Genomic DNA, 18,281 nt, shown 5'->3' on the forward strand with positions numbered 1-18,281 from the left:
TGATCATTTAAAAGGGGATGAGCCTATTGGTGCTACCATCGGATACAGCCATCAGCTCTACAGTACGTTCGATGAAAATCGGGATGCAGGGAGGCTTTTATCCCGTTCCCACGGAAGTGGGAGAGGAATGTTCCGCCGAGTGGCTGCTGCACAGATCAGCAGAGCTCGGATGTACGGTGCTGCAAACCCGTCATCTTCCCAAAGACTTAGAGTTATTGAAGGCACTGGGGAAGCTGTCAGAGACACTGGGAATTGAACTGGAGACATCTGTTCCCGGTGTATTTCAATTGGCTGGCGTGAATGTAGATCAGGAGGCTAAAGCCCAATTTCTGCAGGCCATCGAAACTGCCAAGCTGCTGAACATGCCTGTCGTTCGAACCGGTTATGGACGGTTGAAGATCACTAGCAGCCGTTTCAATCGGAGTGTGAACATCCACGATCATATCGAGTCTTTGCTCCCCTCATTACAGGAAGCGGCTGCCATCGCAAAGGATGCAGATATATTACTGGCTGTGGAAAATCATTGTGATTTTACCGGTCGCGAAATGGCCAGGCTGTTCGATAAGGTTGACTCCGCTCATGTCGGCGCTGCGCTGGATACGGCGAATGGGTTTACGGTATTTTGCGATCCGAATGAAGATATTGAAGCGCTGGCGCCCTATGCTTTTACTACTCATGTGAAGGACATGGTTGTGGTCGATTCTCCGATAAGAGGTTATATCCCGTTTACGGCATTCGGCTGTGCCTTTGGTGAAGGACATGTCGATTTGCCCAGAACGGTTCAGCTGTTGGCTGAGTGCAGCCCTCGTGCCGAAGGCTTGCATCTGATTATAGAGCCCGGCTGGATGCGGTGGGACCCGGAGCGGGACGTTAATCTGCAGGAAGCTGAATTTTACGCACAGAGCGTAGCTTATTTGAAAAAGCTGCAAAATCAATCAGGGAGAGGGTAAGCAGATGAAAAATGTTCTGGTAACAGGTGGAAGCGGTAGACTAGCGCGGTATGTTATTGAGTATTTAGTGGACCGGGATTATCGGGTAACCGGCTTTGATTGTGCTGCGCCGAATGCAACTGATTATCCCAAGGGCGTGCAGTTTGTCAAAGGTGATTTGACAACTCTTGAGGACTGCATGCGGGCGATTTCTTTATCCGAAGCGGAAGCGATCATCCATCTGGCTGCCATTCCTTATGATACCGAGCTTCATCCTGGTCAGTCGCGAATTCAAAGTCTGCCGGAGGACGAGTGCATGAAGGTCAATACAATGGGAACGTATTACTTGATGGACGCCGCACGCCGATTCAAGCATGTGAAAACCGTTGCGTTTGCCTCCTCCTACTATGCGCTGGGTATGGGACGAAGACTTAGCGGGACGCCTTTCAAGGTCGATTATTTGCCGATTGATGAGGAGCATCCGAATCGACCTGAGGATTCGTACGCTTTGTCCAAGATGTTCGGAGAAGAAATATTGCGCGCCTATAGCAGAGCGTATGGGATTCGTGCGGTCGCTTTTCGTCTGCAGGGGATTGATTGGCCGTTTCGCAAGGATGACTACAAATATGGTATTACGCTGGAAGCACGGCCCAACCATGCCGGCGGTCCTGTAGGTACAACCTATCAATACGTTGATCCTCGTGATGCAGCGCAAGCTTTTACGTTGGCTATCGAGGCTGAGCATCTGGAGATGTTCGAGGCTTTTCATTTGCTGACTGACAGCCGTCATGTGGAGGATACGAAGGATGTGGTCGCCAAGGTATGGCCCGATCTGGTCGAAATGGCAACGGATTTGGAAGGGACGGAAGGACTCATTACAGCCCAAAAGCTCCGGACCAAGCTCGGCTACAAGCCGCAGTTCTCTTGGCGCAACCAATCGGATCAGCAATAGAGAGGATGGATGTTGAATGGACAAAATAGACAAAATGGATAAGCAAATACGATTTGGACACACGGCTATTACTTGGGCCAATGAAGATATTGCAACGGCCGTTCCAGCTATTGCAGCTTGCGGTTATTGGGGGACGGAGACGTTTGGCTGGGTACTGGAGGAGTGGGAGGCATCCAATCGAGATCTATTGGAGGTTTTCGAGCGCAATCAGCTTCAACTGACGTCCCTGTACTGCCATTTGGATTTATTAAATCCGGATCATCGCGAGGCTGAAATCAATAAGGTGATGGAATGGGTAAAGCTGTATACAAAATATAACGGACCTGCGGTTATTATCGGAGGTAAAATGCTGAATCGGCAGCAATTTTCTTTGACAGCGCATATCCCACAAGTGATCTCAACCCTCAATGAGCTGGCCGAGCGGATCACGGATCACGGATTGCTATGCTGTTTCCACCCGCACACAGGCACGCCTGTAGAAACCGAAGAGGAAATTAACCGCGTGATGGATGCTGTGGATGGACGTGTTGTCAGCTTTGCGCCTGATCTGGGTCAAATAGCCAAGGGCGGCTCTGATCCGCTCACTATCGTCAAAGCTTACCACGAACTGATTGGGATTGTTCACGTAAAGGATTATAGTGGAGGGCCTGTCGAACAGGATGCCGAAGGCAGGGAGGTCGATACAACCGGATTCCTGGGATACACCCCTCTTGGAGAAGGGACGGTAGACATCAATGGTATTCTCGGATACTTGGAGGAGATCGGGTACAAGGGCTATGCTCATGTAGAATTAGACGGAAATCAGTGGAGCCAGACCCGTAAGGGTCGTCCGATGTATCCTTCTCTGGACGCTGTGCAAATAAGCAAAAAGTATTTGCAGCAGCTAGGCTATAATAACTTTAAAGCTTAAGCGAAGCGGCCAAATGATCCTGTAACAGCGAAATGTTCACCTTTGATAGCGTGAATAATCGGAAGGACATTTGGCCACACTTCGGTTGCGCAGCGGGACTTATTCACTGCAATTTGAGGTGAACAAACCGTACTATTAATCCATAAGGCGGTGAAGCAGCTTGGTGAATTCGGCAAGACCGCAAACGAGTGATTTTACATTGGAGGAATATTTCGCCAAGGATGTTCAAACCAACCTGCATTTATTCAGCATGCATGTACGCCATGTCAAAGGAACGTGGTTTTTTCCATCGCACGAGCACTTTCAATATGAGATCAATTACTTAATAGAAGGTTGTCAGGAATTTACAATAAATGGTAATACTTATAATCAACAGGCTGGTGATCTGCTGTTGATTCAACCGGGTGAAGTTCACTTTAATCGTTCAGGCAACGAAAAGGAATTTACTTATTTTTGTCTGCATTTTCAGATCGATGATGGTCAACTGCTTCCAGTGCTTAACGGCTCCAATCAAACGTATTATCCTTGTGATTCCCCAATGACCAGCAAAGTGCTGCCCCACCTGAACCGCCTAATCGAATTTTCCAAAAAAAACGTTTCTTTACAGGTAAGTGACCGTATGTTCATGCTTTCTGAGCTGTTTCAATTGTTTGGGACGATAGCCGATGAGCTGACTTCGGAGAAAGAAAGACAAATTGATCCGAAGATGAACGAGCAGCTAGCCTTTCTTATTGCTGAAAAAATCGAGAATCTCGTTAAAAATACGCATATACACGGTCCTGTCGATGAGGACAGAATAGGCATCGACGATATCGCGGCAGAGCTTGGCATTAGTCCTGCTTATTGCAATCGAATCTTCAAAAAACGTTATCAGATCTCTCCGCGTCAATATTTATCCTCCTTAATGCTTCAAAAGGCCAAGCATCTGCTCATGCAAAAAGAGCTTTCCATTGATCATGTCGCTGAGTTGATTGGATATCGGGAGCTCGCTCATTTCAGCAGGCAGTTCAAGCGTTGGACAGGAGCATCGCCAGCCTGCTATAGAAAATCGATTACGGATTAGGCACATCCTGATACTTAATCGTCCTGTTTATATTGCGGTATTGAACCTGAGATCGTAGTATACTAATAAAAGGTTTAATAGCCGAAGTAAACGATGAATGGGATGAGCATAACGGTTATGAGTGAACTAGCAATGGAAACCCGGGAACAATCCAGCAAGCCGATAATGACAAAAGCACTTATTCTTTTAATGGCTGTGGCCTGCGGATTGTCTGTAGCTAATTTGTATTATAATCAACCGCTGCTTGCTGATATAGGCCGTACCTTTCATGCAACGGCGAGGGAAGTCGGAAGCGTATCCATGTTAACGCAGATCGGTTACGCAGTAGGCATGTTTATATTCGTGCCGCTCGGAGATATGAAGGAGCGCCGCGGACTGATTGTGATGATCCTGCTTGCCGAGATGATTGCGCTTATCGGAGTGGCGACTTCTCAAACGATCCTATGGATTAATATCGCCAGCCTGGCCGTCGGTTTCACAGCCGTCACTACACAGATTATCATTCCGCTTGCTGCACATCTGGCTCCTCCCGCAGAGCGTGGCAAAGTGATCGGCACGGTTATGAGTGGACTGTTGATCGGTATTTTATTGGCAAGGACGGTCTCCGGTGTAATCGGCGGCTTTATGGGCTGGCGTTCCATGTACGGGATTGCCGCGGCTCTTATGTTGATTCTGGCGATTGTGTTATGGAAGGTGCTGCCCAAAGCCGAGCCGCAGGTTGCTATCACCTATAAGCAGCTAATGAGGTCGATTGCAGAACTGATCCGGACACAGCCTGTCCTTCGTGAAGCTTCATTACTGGGGGCTTTATTATTTGGCGGCTTTAGTGTGTTCTGGACGGCACTTGCCTTTTATGTAGAGGGGAGCCCTTATCATTATGGCAGTGAGATCGCGGGCTTGTTTGGCTTGGTGGGTGTATTGGGAGCTGCTGCTGCTCCGGCCGCAGGTCGTTTAACCGACCGGTTCAGTGCGACGGGGATGGTAGGTATCTTTATTGGTTTAGCCTTATTATCCTACCTTTCCTTCTGGACAGTGGGCTCTCATCTATGGGGTTTGATTTTGGGTGTGATTTTGCTTGATCTGGGTGTGCAAGGCTCTCAAATTTCCAATCAAGCGAGAATTTATGCTTTGGCTCCAGAGGCCAGAAGCCGGATTAATACTGTATTTATGGTTAGCACCTTTATTGGTGGATCCATAGGCTCGGCGCTTGGCAGCTATGCCTGGAGTATCGGGGAATGGAATGGGGTTTGTACCGCAGGAGGCTGCATGGTTGGAGTTGGTGCTATGGTATGGGCTTTTCAGCGTATGAAGAAAAATCCCGTTAGACCTGCTTGATCCTCCGAAATTTCAAAGCTATGATAAGATGTATGTGTAAAATATGCGCAAAATTTGGGAGGCTAATCGATGAGAGAAACTTTTATGTTTGACGCGGTGGACAAATACCGTAACCGCCTGCTGCAGCTGGTGGATAAATGTCCAGCAGAGCAGCGTAATGTGGTCCCGACGGGATTTAACAATTCGATCTTATGGCAGATCGGTCATATTCTAACGATAACGGAAGGCCTTGTCTTTGGATTTTCTGGAGAAGCTGTCCAGATTCCTGCGGAGTACCGTGCCTTCTTCGGTAGTGGCACGAAGCCTGCCGATTGGACGGAGGAACCGCCAACGTGGGAAGCGATCATTGAGCAATTGAAACAGCAGCCAATTCGGATACGCGAAGTTTTTGCAGGAAAATTGCAAGCTCCGGTTAAAGAAAACTTTGCCAAAGCTGACCATGTGGAAGAGATTCTACTAACCAATCTGCTTCATGAGAACAACCATACGGGAATGATCCAAGCGATGCTCAAGGTGCTGGTGAAAGGGTAAGAGGACTACTAACATTCAAAATCACGAATTTGGCCTTGTCTAATATATTTGACAAGGCTATTGATCTCCTGTCGAACCCGTTTGGTGCCCGTTTCATGCAGCCACCAATTGTCAGCCCGGGTCACTTTATCATCTACACTGCATATGGTGTATTCGATCCAGTCCGGCATATAGGTTTGCAGCGTGAGCAGGCAGCGTCTCATATGATAATTGGTCGTGACGACAAGCAGTCTTTTGATCTTATGGAGTCCGATCGCCCGATCAAGCACAAATAACGCAGCCAGCACATTTTCCTTCGTATGCTTGGAGCGGGTTTCAATAATAATATCCTTTTCTAATACACCGGCCTGAATGGCACTGCTTTTCATCGTCTTGGCCTCAGGGGTGTCGAATACGCCACCTGTGAACAGGATTTTATTGGCGCGTCCCTGCTTGTACAGCTCGACGGCTTTGGGAACGCGGTAGGTGACGGCATTGCGGCTTCCGAATACGAAGATACAATCACCCTGTTTCCCGTCATCGTCCATATTAGCGTAGAGCAGCTTATGTATGTGTTCCTTGGTCAGATGATCCGTATGGATTTGCGAGACAAGCATGTCAGTCCCTCCTTTTATGAATTTTGTAAGCTTCTTAGATATGCCGAGGCTCCATTTTTTTATTACCCAGATTGCTTCTGTTTATCCACTCATACCGTATTTTTGTTGAAAAAAATGTAAAAACCGCTGGGACGTCACTGAATCATGTGCCGTAACAGCGGTTTTGGAAGTTTGGTGAATCAAAAGCGGAAGAGGCGAAAGTGTGCTGAAGCACAGAACCGAGCAATACGATTAACAGGGTTAATGATTAGCGTCGTACAGCACTTCGGTACATGAGTATCAGCAAATAGGGAGTTCCCAAGAGCGCTACAATGATTCCAGAAGGAATTTCCTTGGGAGCCAAAACCAATTTGCCAATCATATCGGCTCCGACGAGCAATAAGGCGCCTATCATCGCGGACAGTATAACAGAGTGACGATGATGTTGACCGGTAAACAAACGTACGGCATGAGGGGCTAGCAATCCGATAAAGCCCACAGTCCCTACACTGGCTACTGCAGCTGCGGCAAGCGCCACACCGATGGCGGCTGTGATCAGTCGCGTACGCTGCAGCTTAAGGCCAAGACCCAACGATACCTGATCTCCGAATGCGAGCAGATCGACCCTGCGACCCAGCAGCCAGGCGAGCGGCAGCAGGATAACATTGGCAATTGTGAGTCCGATGAGATCCTCCCAGCCTTTGGCATACGTGCTTCCTGCCAACCAGGCAATGGCTCCTGAGGCAGTAACCCCCGATTTAATGACAAGGAATTGGATAACGGCCGAGCCTATGGCGGAGATAGCGATACCGACAAGCACGACAACAACCGGATTCAATCCTTTTTTCCAGGCAAGCACATATATCGCTGTGGCTGCGGCAAAAGCTCCAGCCAACGCAGCGACAGGAAGCCACGCTGCTGAAGCCTGCGGCCAGGCGACCAGCAGCAGCAGAGCGCCACAACCTGCACCGGCGGTAACGCCGACTATCGACGAATCGGCCAACGGATTGCGTAGTGCGCCTTGCATCATCACGCCGGCGACAGCGAGCGCTGCACCGGCCATGGCAGCAACAAGGATACGTGGCAGCCGCAGGTTAAAGACGATATTACGGGCAAGTTCCGTACCTCCGCCGCTCCAGATCGACCACACCTCCATGAATGACAGCCTCATCGAGCCAGCCATCACACTGACCGTGATCAGCAGGACGAGTGCCACACTGACGGTCAGGACAAGCACACTATACGGAATCTTTCTATTCAGATTACCGACACTCATAGACGAAGAGCCTTCAGCCGACCGCTGCACGCGAATACCCCGAATAGCGAGCCAGATGAGCCATGGTCCACCAATCAATGCGGTCACTGCACCTGCCGGAAGCTCACCAAGCGTGCTGTGGAACATACGGGCTACCGTGTCAGCGCCCACCAGTATGACAGCACCCCATAGGGCGCTTGCAGGCAGCAGCATACGATGGCGGCGCAGCCCGATCAATCGTACAAGATGCGGGGCTATGAGTCCGATAAAGCCAATCGGTCCGACTACGCTGACCGTCACACCTGCCAGCAGAACAGCAAGACCTAAAGCAGCAAACCGGGTAAAGGTGACGCTTTGACCGAGTGAAGCCGATGTTTCTTCATTCAGCTCCAGCAGGTCGAGTGGACGGGCAAACCATATAGCACCAGCTATACCGAGCGTGACCCATGGCCAAGCATAACGGACACCGACCCAGTCATTCTGTACAAGTGAGCCGGACCCCCAGACGAACAGGCCGGAGGTTTGGTTCTCATAGATGAGCTGCAGCGCGCTGGTGAACGAGGACAGAACGAGGGAAACAATCAGTCCCGCGAGTGCCATCCGTACCGGTGTGCTTCTGCGGCCTCCCCCCATCAGATACGCCATAGTAGCCGCGCCGCAAGCGCCAATGAGCGCGAGCAGCAGCGGCATGCTAGCCTTTAGGCCCGGAAAATAAACGGCAGCCAATACGATAATGAAGTAGGCGCCTGCATTAAGTCCGAGTGTGGATGCCGAAGCGAGTGGATTGCGTGTTACAGTTTGCAGCAAAGCCCCGGCCACAGCCAGTGCGGCACCTGCAAGCATTCCGATACAGGCCCGGGGCATACGAAGACCGAGTACCAGGTGGTGGGAAGGGATATCCTGCGGATGCAGCAGCGAATCGATGACTGTTTGCATCGTGACGCTGGCTTCACCTTGGGTCAGACTGGCAAACAGGAGCACGATCAGCGCAAGAAAGCCGCCTCCGAATACAAGGACCGGCTTCCAGCCTACCGTGTTTGTCGATGTCAGAGGTGCGGCGATTTCACGGGTTGTCATTTCGCAATGGCCTTGGTCGCAAGCTGGACGAATACTTGAGCAGATAGCGGACCGCCAAATACCCACGTAGTTCCAGGCAGCATGTAAGAACGGTTTTCTTTTACAAAGTTGAGCCCTTTCCACACGGCGTTGTCCTTCAGCTGCTTCTCGAATACATTATCTTCCGGCTGAACAATGTATAGAAAGTTGGCGTTCTGTACAGAAGGCAGCAGTTCAACCGAGCCTGTTGTAAAACCGAAGCTTTCAAATTTACTCGATTTGAAAGCATTTTTCAAACCGGCCCGCTGCAAAATTTGTACAGCCATCGAATTGTCAGTGAACAACCGCAGCTGTGCCGCATTCTGGTTGCTGTAGGCTTGGGTTAATACGAACTCGGCGCCTTCCTTATTCGCTGCTTTCAGCTTTTCTTTGGAGTCGGCATACGTTTTTTGCAAATCGCCTAAAACTTTGTCGGCTTCACTTGTTTTACCGGTAAGGTCGGCGATTGTTTTGAAGGTCGTTTCCATCTCCGTATATTGATCACCTGCACCTTCAGCCGGATACGAGTCAAATACGATCGTAGGTGCGATTTTTTTCAGCTGTTCGTAATTTTGCTTGGCACGGTTGGCAGAGGTAATGATAAGGTCAGGTTTAAGACCGGCAATAGACTCCAGATTCGATTCCTGTCGTGTTCCGACATCTACCGTTTCGGCAGCCAGCTGTGGCTGAATACTGAAATTCCTTTTATATCCGGCAATGTCGGCTACGCCTGTTGGCTGAACACCAAGTGCCAGCAGGTCCTCCGCATACACCCATTCCAGGGTTACGATACGCTTCGGTGTACCCTTAATTTCTACGGTACCCATCGCATGCTTGATCGTCTTGGTGGCAGCAGAGGCGGCAGGGGGTTGAGCGGTTGGAGCGGAAACAGGTTCTCCCGGGTTTTGGGCAGAGCCGCATGCTGAGATCAGAAATAAGAGGGTTAAACTTAATATAGCTGTAACAGACTTGAACATATTTTGCACAATGACAACTCCTTATAGAGATTTAGGGACGTTGTTCAACAACGATCCACCACTATCATGATAATGATTATCAAGATCATTTAAACGATAATGATTATCAAGGGAATTGTCAAGAAAAAAAAGCTATTTTTTGCTCTTATAGGCTTCACCCCATTGCTTCATGAGCAGGATGATCGGTACGAGTGTACGTCCGAACTCGGTTAACGAGTATTCTACCTTTGGCGGTACTTGACGGTAGATTTCCCGGTGTACGATACCATCCTCCTCAAGCTCCCTGAGCTGTAAGGTAAGCATTCTTTGGGTTATGCCGGGGGATAGCTTACGGAATTCGTTGAACCGCTTGGTGCTGTCAATCAGATGGTAGAGCAGAACGCCTTTCCATTTGCCACCGATGACATCCAGTGTAAATTCGACCGGACATCCGTCTTCACATGCAGGTCCGTAGCCGCTTTTGCGATTTCTCATGATAGCTTCACTCTCCATAGTATACAGAATGTACCTATACAACATTAATGTGCGTACTTATACAAAACGATTTTATCACATATAATGAGTGCATGGTAACATAAACGAAAGGGTTGAATGTGATGTTTCAAATGAAAGCTGTTGGCTTACACCGATATTTACCTATTGCAGATAAGGAAAGTCTGCTGGATGTGTTGCTGGAGAAACCGACTGTGCAAGGGCGCGATCTGCTCGTACAGGTCAAAGCGATTTCGGTTAATCCCGTTGATGTGAAAGTGAGGGCACCAAAGAATCGTACAGAAGCATCACCACGCGTGCTCGGTTGGGATGCTGCCGGGGTAGTGGAGGCGGTTGGACCCGACTGCACACTGTTTAAACCCGGAGATGAAGTGTATTATGCGGGGAGTATTACCCGTCCTGGTGGCAACAGCGAATTTCATCTGGTTGATGAACGAATTGTGGGCCACAAGCCGAAGACGCTTGATTATGCTGAAGCGGCAGCCCTGCCATTAACGACGATTACGGCGTGGGAGGGACTTTTCGATCGACTCGGTATCTCTCAGCGTCCTGAGCATAATGCCGGTCAAACGATTTTGATCATAGGTGCTGCCGGAGGTGTAGGCTCGATAGCAACGCAGATCGCAAAGGGAGTTGGACTAACGGTCATTGGCACAGCCTCACGTCCAGAATCGGTGGCATGGGTCAAAGAACATGGAGCCGATTATACGATCAGCCATTATGAACCGTTTCTTCCGCAGCTTAAGGAGCTGGGCTTTGCAGGCGTCGACTATATTTTTTGTCTGAATCAAATGCAGCAGCATTGGAAGCAAATGTTAGAAATCATTGTCCCACAGGGTAAAATCTGCTCAATCGTTGAGACCGACGAGCAGCTCGATCTGATGCCGCTGAAGAATAAAAGCGCGACCTTTGTCTGGGAATTTATGTTTACAAGAGCGATGTATGAGACGCCAGATATGATTGAGCAGCATCGGTTGTTGGATGCGGTTGCGGCCAAGCTTGATGCCGGAGAGCTCCGTACCACGATGACAGAACGGCTTACGCCGATTAACGCGGCGAATCTACGGAAGGCTCATGAGTTGGTGGAGTCAGGCCGTACGATTGGAAAAATCGTCCTGGAGCATTTTTAAGCAGATTGGTTATGGCGACATGGATGTTGGAACAGCAAAAAACGTCTATCCCCGAGTAATAAGAGGTTAGACGTTTTTAGGTTGTTCACATGCAGGTGGTCAGTCATCCAAAGCATCACTACGCTGGAACAGCATCAGCGGCATTTTGAATACAAACGCGACGACGATGACAATTCCGATGATCATGCCAATAACGACAATAACACTGCTCAAGGATAAACCGCCGATTCCCGTAATGACGTTGGCAATATTGCAGCCAGGTGCGATCCGTGAGGATACACCCATCAACAGACCTCCGCCAATGGCAAAAGGAAGCCGTGACGCTCTCGGGATACGGAATTTGAAGCTACCGCTTAGAAGAGATGCGACAAATGAGCCGATCACCAGAAAAATAATGAGTGTTTCTTCTGGACCAAGTCCAACCCGCGGAAAATCGGCAAACATCGCATTCAGGTACGTATTGTTAAATACAAAATCATTTCCCAACAGCTGCGCCAGTGCAACCGCTCCGATTCTCGTTTCAGGCCCGGTAATACTGACATTGGACATCAATGCGAATTGAATGGTAGCTACCACTCCGATCAGGAAAGCGACCAACCGAATATCCCAGTGGGACTGCTTCAGAGGGCTTCCTTCCCAATCCGTCAAGGACGACTTGATGCCGCCAACAAAACCTTTCAGCCCGAAGCGATAAATCGCTATAGCCAACATAACCGCTACGATAACTACAGGAAGTAAATAATAGGGCAAAGGCCATGAGAACAGTGTAAATCCGCCTTCTAGTACAGTAAGAGGTTTAAGCGCATCGCGCGCCCAAGGATCATAAATGAGTGCAAACAGCAGATTACCGGCAATGGCAAACAACAGCACAATCCAAAATTGGATATAGCCCATACCGCAGCGGTACAGCGTTCCCGAGCCGCAGCCGCCGGCAATCGTCATACCGATACCGAACAAAATGCCGCCGAGCAGGTTAGCGCCGCCAAGCGGTACAGTCCAGATGTCGGACACGCTTTTGATATCAAGGGTCAGCACGAGTCCCCAGCCAAGTAAAGCTGTTGCAATCAGTACAAGCACGCCATTCAGGATTCGGGTATCTTTGACGCTGATCCAGTCACGAATCGAGGCCACAAAGCAGAAGTCCGCCTTTTGCAGCAGAAACCCGTACAGAAATCCAAAGATAGCAGCCATTAAAAAGACATCCCAAGTATAAGCCATGATGTAAACCGTCCTAACCTTTAATAAATTAAGAAGCAAATCCGCATCAGGATTTGCTCATCGTGCAGCTTAAGCTTTTTTGATAAAAATGTGATAGTTACCGCCTTTTTTGGCGACACCGAGGAATTCTCCGTATTTATTCATTTTCACAGCTGCTGGAATGGTTTTGGTTGCAATCGAATGATCGGTAATTTCAACGACAATTTCACCAGACTTGGCTTTTTTCAAGCCAGCCAGCGCCAGATTTAAGGTATGAGGGCATACTTCGCCGATAGCATCGACAATATGATCCGGTTTGATTTCAAGTAGTTGCTGTTCGTTCAAGCTCATTATCCACGCTTCCTTTCCAATTGCTCAGGTTTGAAGTTCTCGATGATGTCCTCGGCAGGTCCAAACGCAATATCGTGTCCCTGCTGCTGCCAATTCAGCATGCCGCCCAAGTGGTTATGCACGCGTTCGAAGCCGTTATTACCAAAAAACTTGGCGACCTCATAGCTGCGGCGGCCGCTCCGGCAGACGAAGATATACTCTTTGCTCGGGTCCAAACGATCCATCAGGTCGGCAATCTCACCCATCGGAATTAATGGAAGCCCCTCAATATGACCTGCTTCGTATTCCTCAGGCTCACGAACATCGATGATGATGACAGAACTGTTTGTATCGGATACAATATCCTGCAGCTCCTGTGAGCTAATGTGGGATACACCTTCAATAATTTGTGCCATGGAGTTGACTCCTTTCTATTTTACAACAGTTGTATCAGCGGCATTGCCCCATTCTGCAAACGCACCTTCATAAGGACGAATATCAGTGTAACCCAGCAGACGAAGCGTAAAGTAAGTGTGTGCTCCACGGATATTGGTTTGGCAATAAGGAATAACGGTTTTGCTCTTATCCTTGTCGACACCGGTTTGCTCGAATGCTTTAGTCAAATCCAGATAGCTTTTAAACACAGGTACGCCGTCCTTGGCGTTAGCATCGATAGCATCGCTCCACTCCCGATTGACAGCTTTATCGATGTGACCGCCTTTTTGGTTGCCGCGCAGGTCATCGCCGGAGAATTCCTTGGCAGAGCGTACATCAAGCAGCGTGCATTGTTGAATATCCAATGCTTTTAGTTGCTCCTTTGTAGTAATTAGCTTATCATTAGGTGCGGCTGCAAAATTACCCTTGGCAGGTGCAGCAGGGGTGTCGGTTGATACTTCCTTGGAGGCTGCAGCCCAAGCAGCATAACCACCATTTAGTATTTTAACATGATCCTTGTGTCCGTAATACTCCAATGCGTAAAAAACACGAGCAGCATTCAAGGAATTGCCTTCATCATAGATAAGAACAGTGGTATCGCTGCTTACACCGAGATTTTGAAATAGCTCAGTAAATTTATCTTTGGCTACAATGGTGTTATTCGCGGCATCTTTCAATAGACCGGAATTCAGCGATAATGCACCGGGAATATGTCCTTGCTCATAGCCTTTGGCACGAGCATCTAGTATTTTTACTTTAGCATCCTTCAGATGCTCCTCAGTCCATTTCACATCAGCTAACAGCTGTGCGTTCGGATACGGGTCTGTTGCCTTGATGGAAGCAGAGGCTGCAGCAGCTTCAGGCTTCGCGGCCGCGGTAGTTGCTGGTGTGCTGGCTGCTGGTTTGGCGGCATCCTTACTTCCGCATGCTGCGGATACAATGGCTAAAGCTAATAATGTAATCATAACGACCGGTTTTTTCATTTTTTAATTTCCCCCCATGATGAAATGAATTGTTGATTTTAAAGCTTTGCTTCCTGTATAATAGCACTAATTCCGATATAAATACAATGATTTATTTATGTATAAATTGTCTAAGTTGTGAGGAGAGCCTGCAATGATACACTCAAAAAAGATGATGATTATCGCTATTGCCATGTCGGTCTTATTAGGCGGCTGCGCGATGGAGACGAAGGAGGAGGCCGCACAGCGCCTGCAAACCAAACCCGGAGCTGGTGGTGAATCGGTAAATACCGAACAATCCTCTGCCGGCAAATTAACGAGCGTCCAATTTTATGTGCCCAGTGAAAAAACCAACAGCCTATCGGTGATTGATGTCGTATCGAGTAAGGTGGTCGGCAAGATTCAGCTTGCAGAGGCTCCGTCTACCGTTATTTTTTCTTCGACCATGCGGGAAGCCTATGCCGCGAATATGAACAGCAGCACAGTTTCCTTCATTAATACACAAACGTTGAAAGTGACCAAGGAAGTTCCGGTCGGACCGATGCCGCACGGCATGGTGCTATCGCCTGATAATAAAATGCTGTATGTGGCAGCTGTTGCTGATCAATTTATTTATTTGGTCGATACGAAGGAAGGCAAGGAGGCCGGAACGATTGATTTGGGGGCAGGTGCCAAAACCAATTATCTCGTGCTTTTCGGCGACAAATTGTATGTGAGCGATCATGAAAACCATAAAGTATATGTCGTCAATGTCAAAACCAAGCAGCTGCAGCAGACGATTCCTACCGGCAAAGTGCCACGTGCGATCAAGGTCAGCGATGACGGGAAAAAGCTGTACGTTCCAAGCGCAGGCGATAACACGCTGGAGATTTACGATACTGCTGACGGCAAGCAGCTGAGTAAAATTAGCGTAGCCCCGGGTGCGACAGATGTTGTTGTTACGGAAGATGGTTTAACCGCTGTTGTAACCAGTATGGAAGGCAATGCGGTCAGCTTTGTTGATTTGCCAAGCGGCAAGGTGATCAAATCGTTAACGAGCTTGTCCGGTGCCAGACATATTTCCTTTAATCGTCAGCAAAGCAAAGCGTATGTGACGCTGAGCGGCTCTGATGAGGTTGTTGTTATCGATACCGTCAAGCAGGAGGTCGTGGAGCATATTAAAGTCGGGGCGCAGCCGCACGGTATTCAGCTCAAAGCGCTGCCAGGTATCGGGGGAAGCTGTTAGTTATGAAGCGTAACTGGATCATTATGGGCGTTATCCTGATTATGGCCGGATTTGCTGTGTTTCAGGCAGTCCAAACCCAACAGAATAAGGCTGCTGTGCCGGAGGGAGTCGGTCCTCAACCCGGTCTGGCTGCTCCGGCGCTGGAGCTTCCTGCTTTTGACGGACAGACTTATAAGGTGGGGGGCAAGCGGGATAAGCCCTTGCTGTTGAATTTCTGGGCTTCCTGGTGCACGCCCTGCCGTGATGAGGCTCCCGATTTAACACGCTTGTATAACCAATATAAGGATCGCTTTGATGTGTACGCAGTGAATGTCACCGTACAGGATGAGATTGCCAATGCCCGGGATATGGTCAAGGAATTTGATTTTAAATTTCCGGTGCTGCTGGATTATCAGGGAAGAAGCATGGACGCCTACCAATATAAGGCGATTCCGACGAACTATCTGATTGACAAGGACGGAACCGTGTTGGAAGTACTCCATGTCATTGAGCCGAAGTATTTGGAAAAAAGAATTATTGAGCTCAGTAAATAAATGATTGTAAAAGTGCTCGCCCCGTAGTGCAGCTAACGATCCAGTTGGCTTTATTACGGGGCTTGCTGCATTATGCGGAGCCTGCGGTCCACAGGGGGACTGGATTCCATTCCAACAACAGCTAATCCATTTCCAAAAAAATAGCCCAGCATAAACTATGCTGGGCGGCTGCTGTCATCTCAAGGTCAAGGTTAAGAGGCAGCATTTTGTACCGGTGGTTAATTAATTTTGATGAGCTGGCTTTGAAGTACGGTATTTCCTTGCTGACTGGTATAAGGAGGAAGACTTCTTCCAAAACAGTTGGCAATAATTTTTTTGTGTTTGTGAGATATAATCCGGATTTCGTAGAGATCGACAGTTTCATCCAGATCAGCATACATCACAGCCAAATTATTGCCTGCCAGGCGATAGGGAAATACTACTGGAACGTTATCGCCGATAAGCACTGGAAGTAGTACAGGATCGGAATAGGAGGACCAATCCAGTACTTCGACAGTAATACGGTGTGAATCGTCCTTGTCCACATTTGCAAGATTGATGACGGCAGTAATAGTTCCAGGCTCTCTGGTAAGCACACCGGTTGATAGAGTCACTCTGTCAGACATATGAATGCACTCCTTTCATAAGTAGATTTAAGTGCACTATACTCTATGATTTAAATTGATAGATGGGTACTGACAGTTTTACTAACTTTCAATAAATGGCCGATATGGAGAGGATCAGGCTCAGAACGTCTACAGCTTCTTGATCGTTTTCTCCAGTGTCTGCTTGCTTTCTCCGTCCCATACAGCATGGATTTCAAAGGTTCCTTCTTCGAAGAACAAAGGAAATCGCTCCTTGAACCACGGCTGCATCGGGAGATTCAAAGCCTCGCTGATCGGGACCCAGAGGAGCTCGCCTTCGGGCGGGTTGTGCAGCAGGGTACCCTCATAAGCCGTAGCCACATAGTTGAATACCATGTAACGGTAATTGGTTTGCGGCTCGACATGCTCAGCCATTCCTTTATAGACCAGCTTCGTAACGGTTAATCCGGTTTCCTCGAGCACCTCGCGAATAGCTCCATCAGTAGGACTTTCCGGAAAATCGATTTTGCCGCCAGGACCGATATAACCTGGAAATCCTTTTTCGCTTGGGCGATTTACCAGCAATACACGGTCTCCGTCCTGAACGAGGCACATCGTGTACATTCCATAAGTATAGGGCAGTGGTTCTATGTTGCTCATCGGATCGTTTCATCTCCATTGTATAGAAGCTCAAGGTGCAAGTAGCACCGGCCTCCGGATAATAAGTAATCTTTCTTCAGGATTCAGGGGCCATCATGCGAAAATCAAAAGGTGCATTCCGGTCGCAAATCAGCCTGCCATCGTTAACCGTAAGCTTCGCGACCTGAATCGAGGTCCGGCGATCCTGATAGGTACGTTCAGGCTGACCGGGCTTGCGTTCCGGATGAGTAAAATAAAAGATAAAGGCATGCTCGCCCTGGACCACGACATCGGCATGAAGGCCAATTGCCTGATCATCCTCACGCTGTCCAGGCTGGTCAAGGATAAGCCCCTGGTTCACCCAGTCTATACCATTCTCTGATTGGTACACGCCTTGTCCGCGCCATTCATCGACTAGCAACCAATAGCTGCCGCCAAGGATAAATACGTTAGGTCCTTCATGACCGCGACCTGTAATCACAGGTCCGACTACCGTCCAATTGTACAAATCATCACTATCCGCAGCATAGGTGTGCGAATGATGGTCTTCATCCTTATACCACATCCGAAACTTGCCGTCTGGAAGCTTGTGCACACAGGCATCGATCACACGCTCCGAGCTTAATTGTAAGCGGGATTGGTAAGTCCACTTCAGTAAATCAGGGCTTGTATAATGAATGATATGGCGCGAGTGGCCTGCCCATTGCTGCGGGATTCCTTGAATATAGCTCACATACATATGATATTGATCTTCATGCCAGATGATTTCCGGAGCCCAGAATGTATTACGACCCCATTCCAGCTCAAGTCCGGTAAGTGTTCCCCGATACAGCCAGTTTTGTCCGCCATCTGCAGAGGAAGCCACCCCCAGATCGGTCCCATGCACCCACTGGACTCCAAGGCCTCTGGCTGTAGCTCTGCGGTTCGTATAAATCATCCACCATTCGGCAGCTTGACGGTTCCAAATTACGACCGGATCAGCCGCGCCATCATAGATTGGATCTCTGAATAAAGGTGCCTTGGGAGCAAATTCATTTATTGTCATAGCCGATTTCGCCTCCGTTTTATGGAAATGAACTGTTCTTTCAGTAACTCTGATTTTCTTGCGATGAATCGTGGTATCTATCGGAATATTTGATATACTAAACCTTTG

At 48.7% G+C, this 18,281-nt stretch carries 20 protein-coding genes; 9 read left to right on the forward strand and 11 right to left on the reverse strand.

The window, feature by feature from the left end; all coding sequences use genetic code 11:
* The first annotated feature begins 29 nt into the window (after positions 1–29).
* The 6 genes from BK127_RS14360 to BK127_RS14385 all read left to right on the forward strand — a co-directional run bounded on the left by BK127_RS14360 (position 30) and on the right by BK127_RS14385 (position 5,720).
* On the forward strand, positions 30–950 hold the full coding sequence (locus BK127_RS14360) for a sugar phosphate isomerase/epimerase family protein (protein ID WP_256711319.1): 921 nt from the start codon (positions 30–32) through the stop codon (positions 948–950).
* Positions 951–954: 4 nt separating this feature from the next.
* Entirely contained in the window at positions 955–1,881 is a 927-nt protein-coding gene (locus BK127_RS14365) for an NAD-dependent epimerase/dehydratase family protein (RefSeq protein ID WP_076231141.1), read from the forward strand.
* Between the two features lie 16 nt (positions 1,882–1,897).
* A complete protein-coding gene (locus BK127_RS14370) occupies positions 1,898–2,791 on the forward strand; it encodes a sugar phosphate isomerase/epimerase family protein (protein ID WP_076231144.1) in 894 nt (297 codons plus the stop codon).
* Between the two features lie 163 nt (positions 2,792–2,954).
* Complete coding sequence (locus BK127_RS14375; RefSeq protein WP_256711320.1) at positions 2,955–3,854, forward strand: AraC family transcriptional regulator; 900 nt, start codon at positions 2,955–2,957, stop codon at positions 3,852–3,854.
* 117 nt (positions 3,855–3,971) lie between these two features.
* Positions 3,972–5,189 carry an MFS transporter gene (locus BK127_RS14380; protein ID WP_256711308.1) on the forward strand — a complete coding sequence of 406 codons (1,218 nt, stop codon included), beginning with the start codon at positions 3,972–3,974 and terminating at the stop codon, positions 5,187–5,189.
* A 69-nt stretch (positions 5,190–5,258) separates the two neighbouring features.
* Positions 5,259–5,720: a DinB family protein gene (locus BK127_RS14385; protein ID WP_076231149.1), complete on the forward strand. Its 462-nt coding sequence runs from the start codon at positions 5,259–5,261 to the stop codon at positions 5,718–5,720.
* 8 nt (positions 5,721–5,728) lie between these two features.
* Here the strand turns inward: BK127_RS14385 and BK127_RS14390 are convergent, their stop codons facing one another.
* The 4 genes from BK127_RS14390 to BK127_RS14405 form a co-directional block, all read right to left on the reverse strand.
* A complete protein-coding gene (locus BK127_RS14390; protein WP_076231151.1) occupies positions 5,729–6,316 on the reverse strand; it encodes a YdcF family protein in 588 nt (195 codons plus the stop codon).
* 247 nt (positions 6,317–6,563) lie between these two features.
* Entirely contained in the window at positions 6,564–8,627 is a 2,064-nt protein-coding gene (locus BK127_RS14395; RefSeq protein ID WP_076231154.1) for an iron ABC transporter permease, read from the reverse strand.
* Complete coding sequence (locus BK127_RS14400) at positions 8,624–9,622, reverse strand: ABC transporter substrate-binding protein (RefSeq protein ID WP_076231375.1); 999 nt, start codon at positions 9,620–9,622, stop codon at positions 8,624–8,626. The genes BK127_RS14395 and BK127_RS14400 overlap by 4 nt, the downstream gene beginning before the upstream one ends.
* Before the next feature lie 132 nt (positions 9,623–9,754).
* On the reverse strand, positions 9,755–10,096 hold the full coding sequence (locus BK127_RS14405) for a winged helix-turn-helix transcriptional regulator (protein ID WP_076231156.1): 342 nt from the start codon (positions 10,094–10,096) through the stop codon (positions 9,755–9,757).
* Positions 10,097–10,218: 122 nt separating this feature from the next.
* Here BK127_RS14405 and BK127_RS14410 point away from each other — a divergent pair, with 122 nt between their 5' ends.
* Positions 10,219–11,244, forward strand: coding sequence for a zinc-binding alcohol dehydrogenase family protein (locus tag BK127_RS14410; RefSeq protein WP_076231159.1), 1,026 nt, complete (start codon positions 10,219–10,221; stop codon positions 11,242–11,244).
* 99 nt (positions 11,245–11,343) lie between these two features.
* Here BK127_RS14410 and BK127_RS14415 read toward each other — a convergent pair whose 3' ends face one another.
* The 4 genes from BK127_RS14415 to BK127_RS14430 all read right to left on the reverse strand — a co-directional run bounded on the left by BK127_RS14415 (position 11,344) and on the right by BK127_RS14430 (position 14,189).
* Positions 11,344–12,462, reverse strand: coding sequence for a YeeE/YedE family protein (locus BK127_RS14415; RefSeq protein WP_083689306.1), 1,119 nt, complete (start codon positions 12,460–12,462; stop codon positions 11,344–11,346).
* A gap of 69 nt (positions 12,463–12,531) precedes the next feature.
* A complete protein-coding gene (locus BK127_RS14420) occupies positions 12,532–12,792 on the reverse strand; it encodes a sulfurtransferase TusA family protein (protein WP_076231163.1) in 261 nt (86 codons plus the stop codon).
* On the reverse strand, positions 12,792–13,187 hold the full coding sequence (locus BK127_RS14425) for a rhodanese-like domain-containing protein (RefSeq protein ID WP_076231166.1): 396 nt from the start codon (positions 13,185–13,187) through the stop codon (positions 12,792–12,794). Before BK127_RS14425 ends, BK127_RS14420 begins: the two co-directional genes overlap by 1 nt.
* 15 nt (positions 13,188–13,202) lie before the next feature.
* Positions 13,203–14,189, reverse strand: coding sequence for a sulfurtransferase (locus tag BK127_RS14430; RefSeq protein ID WP_256711309.1), 987 nt, complete (start codon positions 14,187–14,189; stop codon positions 13,203–13,205).
* 133 nt (positions 14,190–14,322) lie between these two features.
* On the opposite strand from BK127_RS14430, the gene BK127_RS14435 reads away from it, so the two are divergent.
* Positions 14,323–15,393, forward strand: coding sequence for a YVTN family beta-propeller repeat protein (locus BK127_RS14435; RefSeq protein ID WP_076231168.1), 1,071 nt, complete (start codon positions 14,323–14,325; stop codon positions 15,391–15,393).
* Between the two features lie 2 nt (positions 15,394–15,395).
* Positions 15,396–15,926, forward strand: coding sequence for a TlpA family protein disulfide reductase (locus tag BK127_RS14440; protein WP_076231170.1), 531 nt, complete (start codon positions 15,396–15,398; stop codon positions 15,924–15,926).
* 218 nt (positions 15,927–16,144) lie between these two features.
* On the opposite strand, the gene BK127_RS14445 is transcribed toward BK127_RS14440, so the two are convergent.
* The 3 genes from BK127_RS14445 to BK127_RS14455 form a co-directional block, all read right to left on the reverse strand.
* Complete coding sequence (locus BK127_RS14445) at positions 16,145–16,531, reverse strand: hypothetical protein (protein ID WP_076231173.1); 387 nt, start codon at positions 16,529–16,531, stop codon at positions 16,145–16,147.
* Between the two features lie 129 nt (positions 16,532–16,660).
* Positions 16,661–17,149 carry an 8-oxo-dGTP diphosphatase gene (locus tag BK127_RS14450; RefSeq protein WP_076231176.1) on the reverse strand — a complete coding sequence of 163 codons (489 nt, stop codon included), beginning with the start codon at positions 17,147–17,149 and terminating at the stop codon, positions 16,661–16,663.
* A gap of 76 nt (positions 17,150–17,225) precedes the next feature.
* Positions 17,226–18,173 (reverse strand): glycoside hydrolase family protein, encoded by a 948-nt coding sequence (locus BK127_RS14455; protein WP_076231179.1) that lies wholly within the window; start codon positions 18,171–18,173, stop codon positions 17,226–17,228.
* Between the last annotated feature and the right edge of the window lie 108 nt (positions 18,174–18,281).

The organism is Paenibacillus sp. FSL H7-0331 (genome assembly GCF_001956045.1).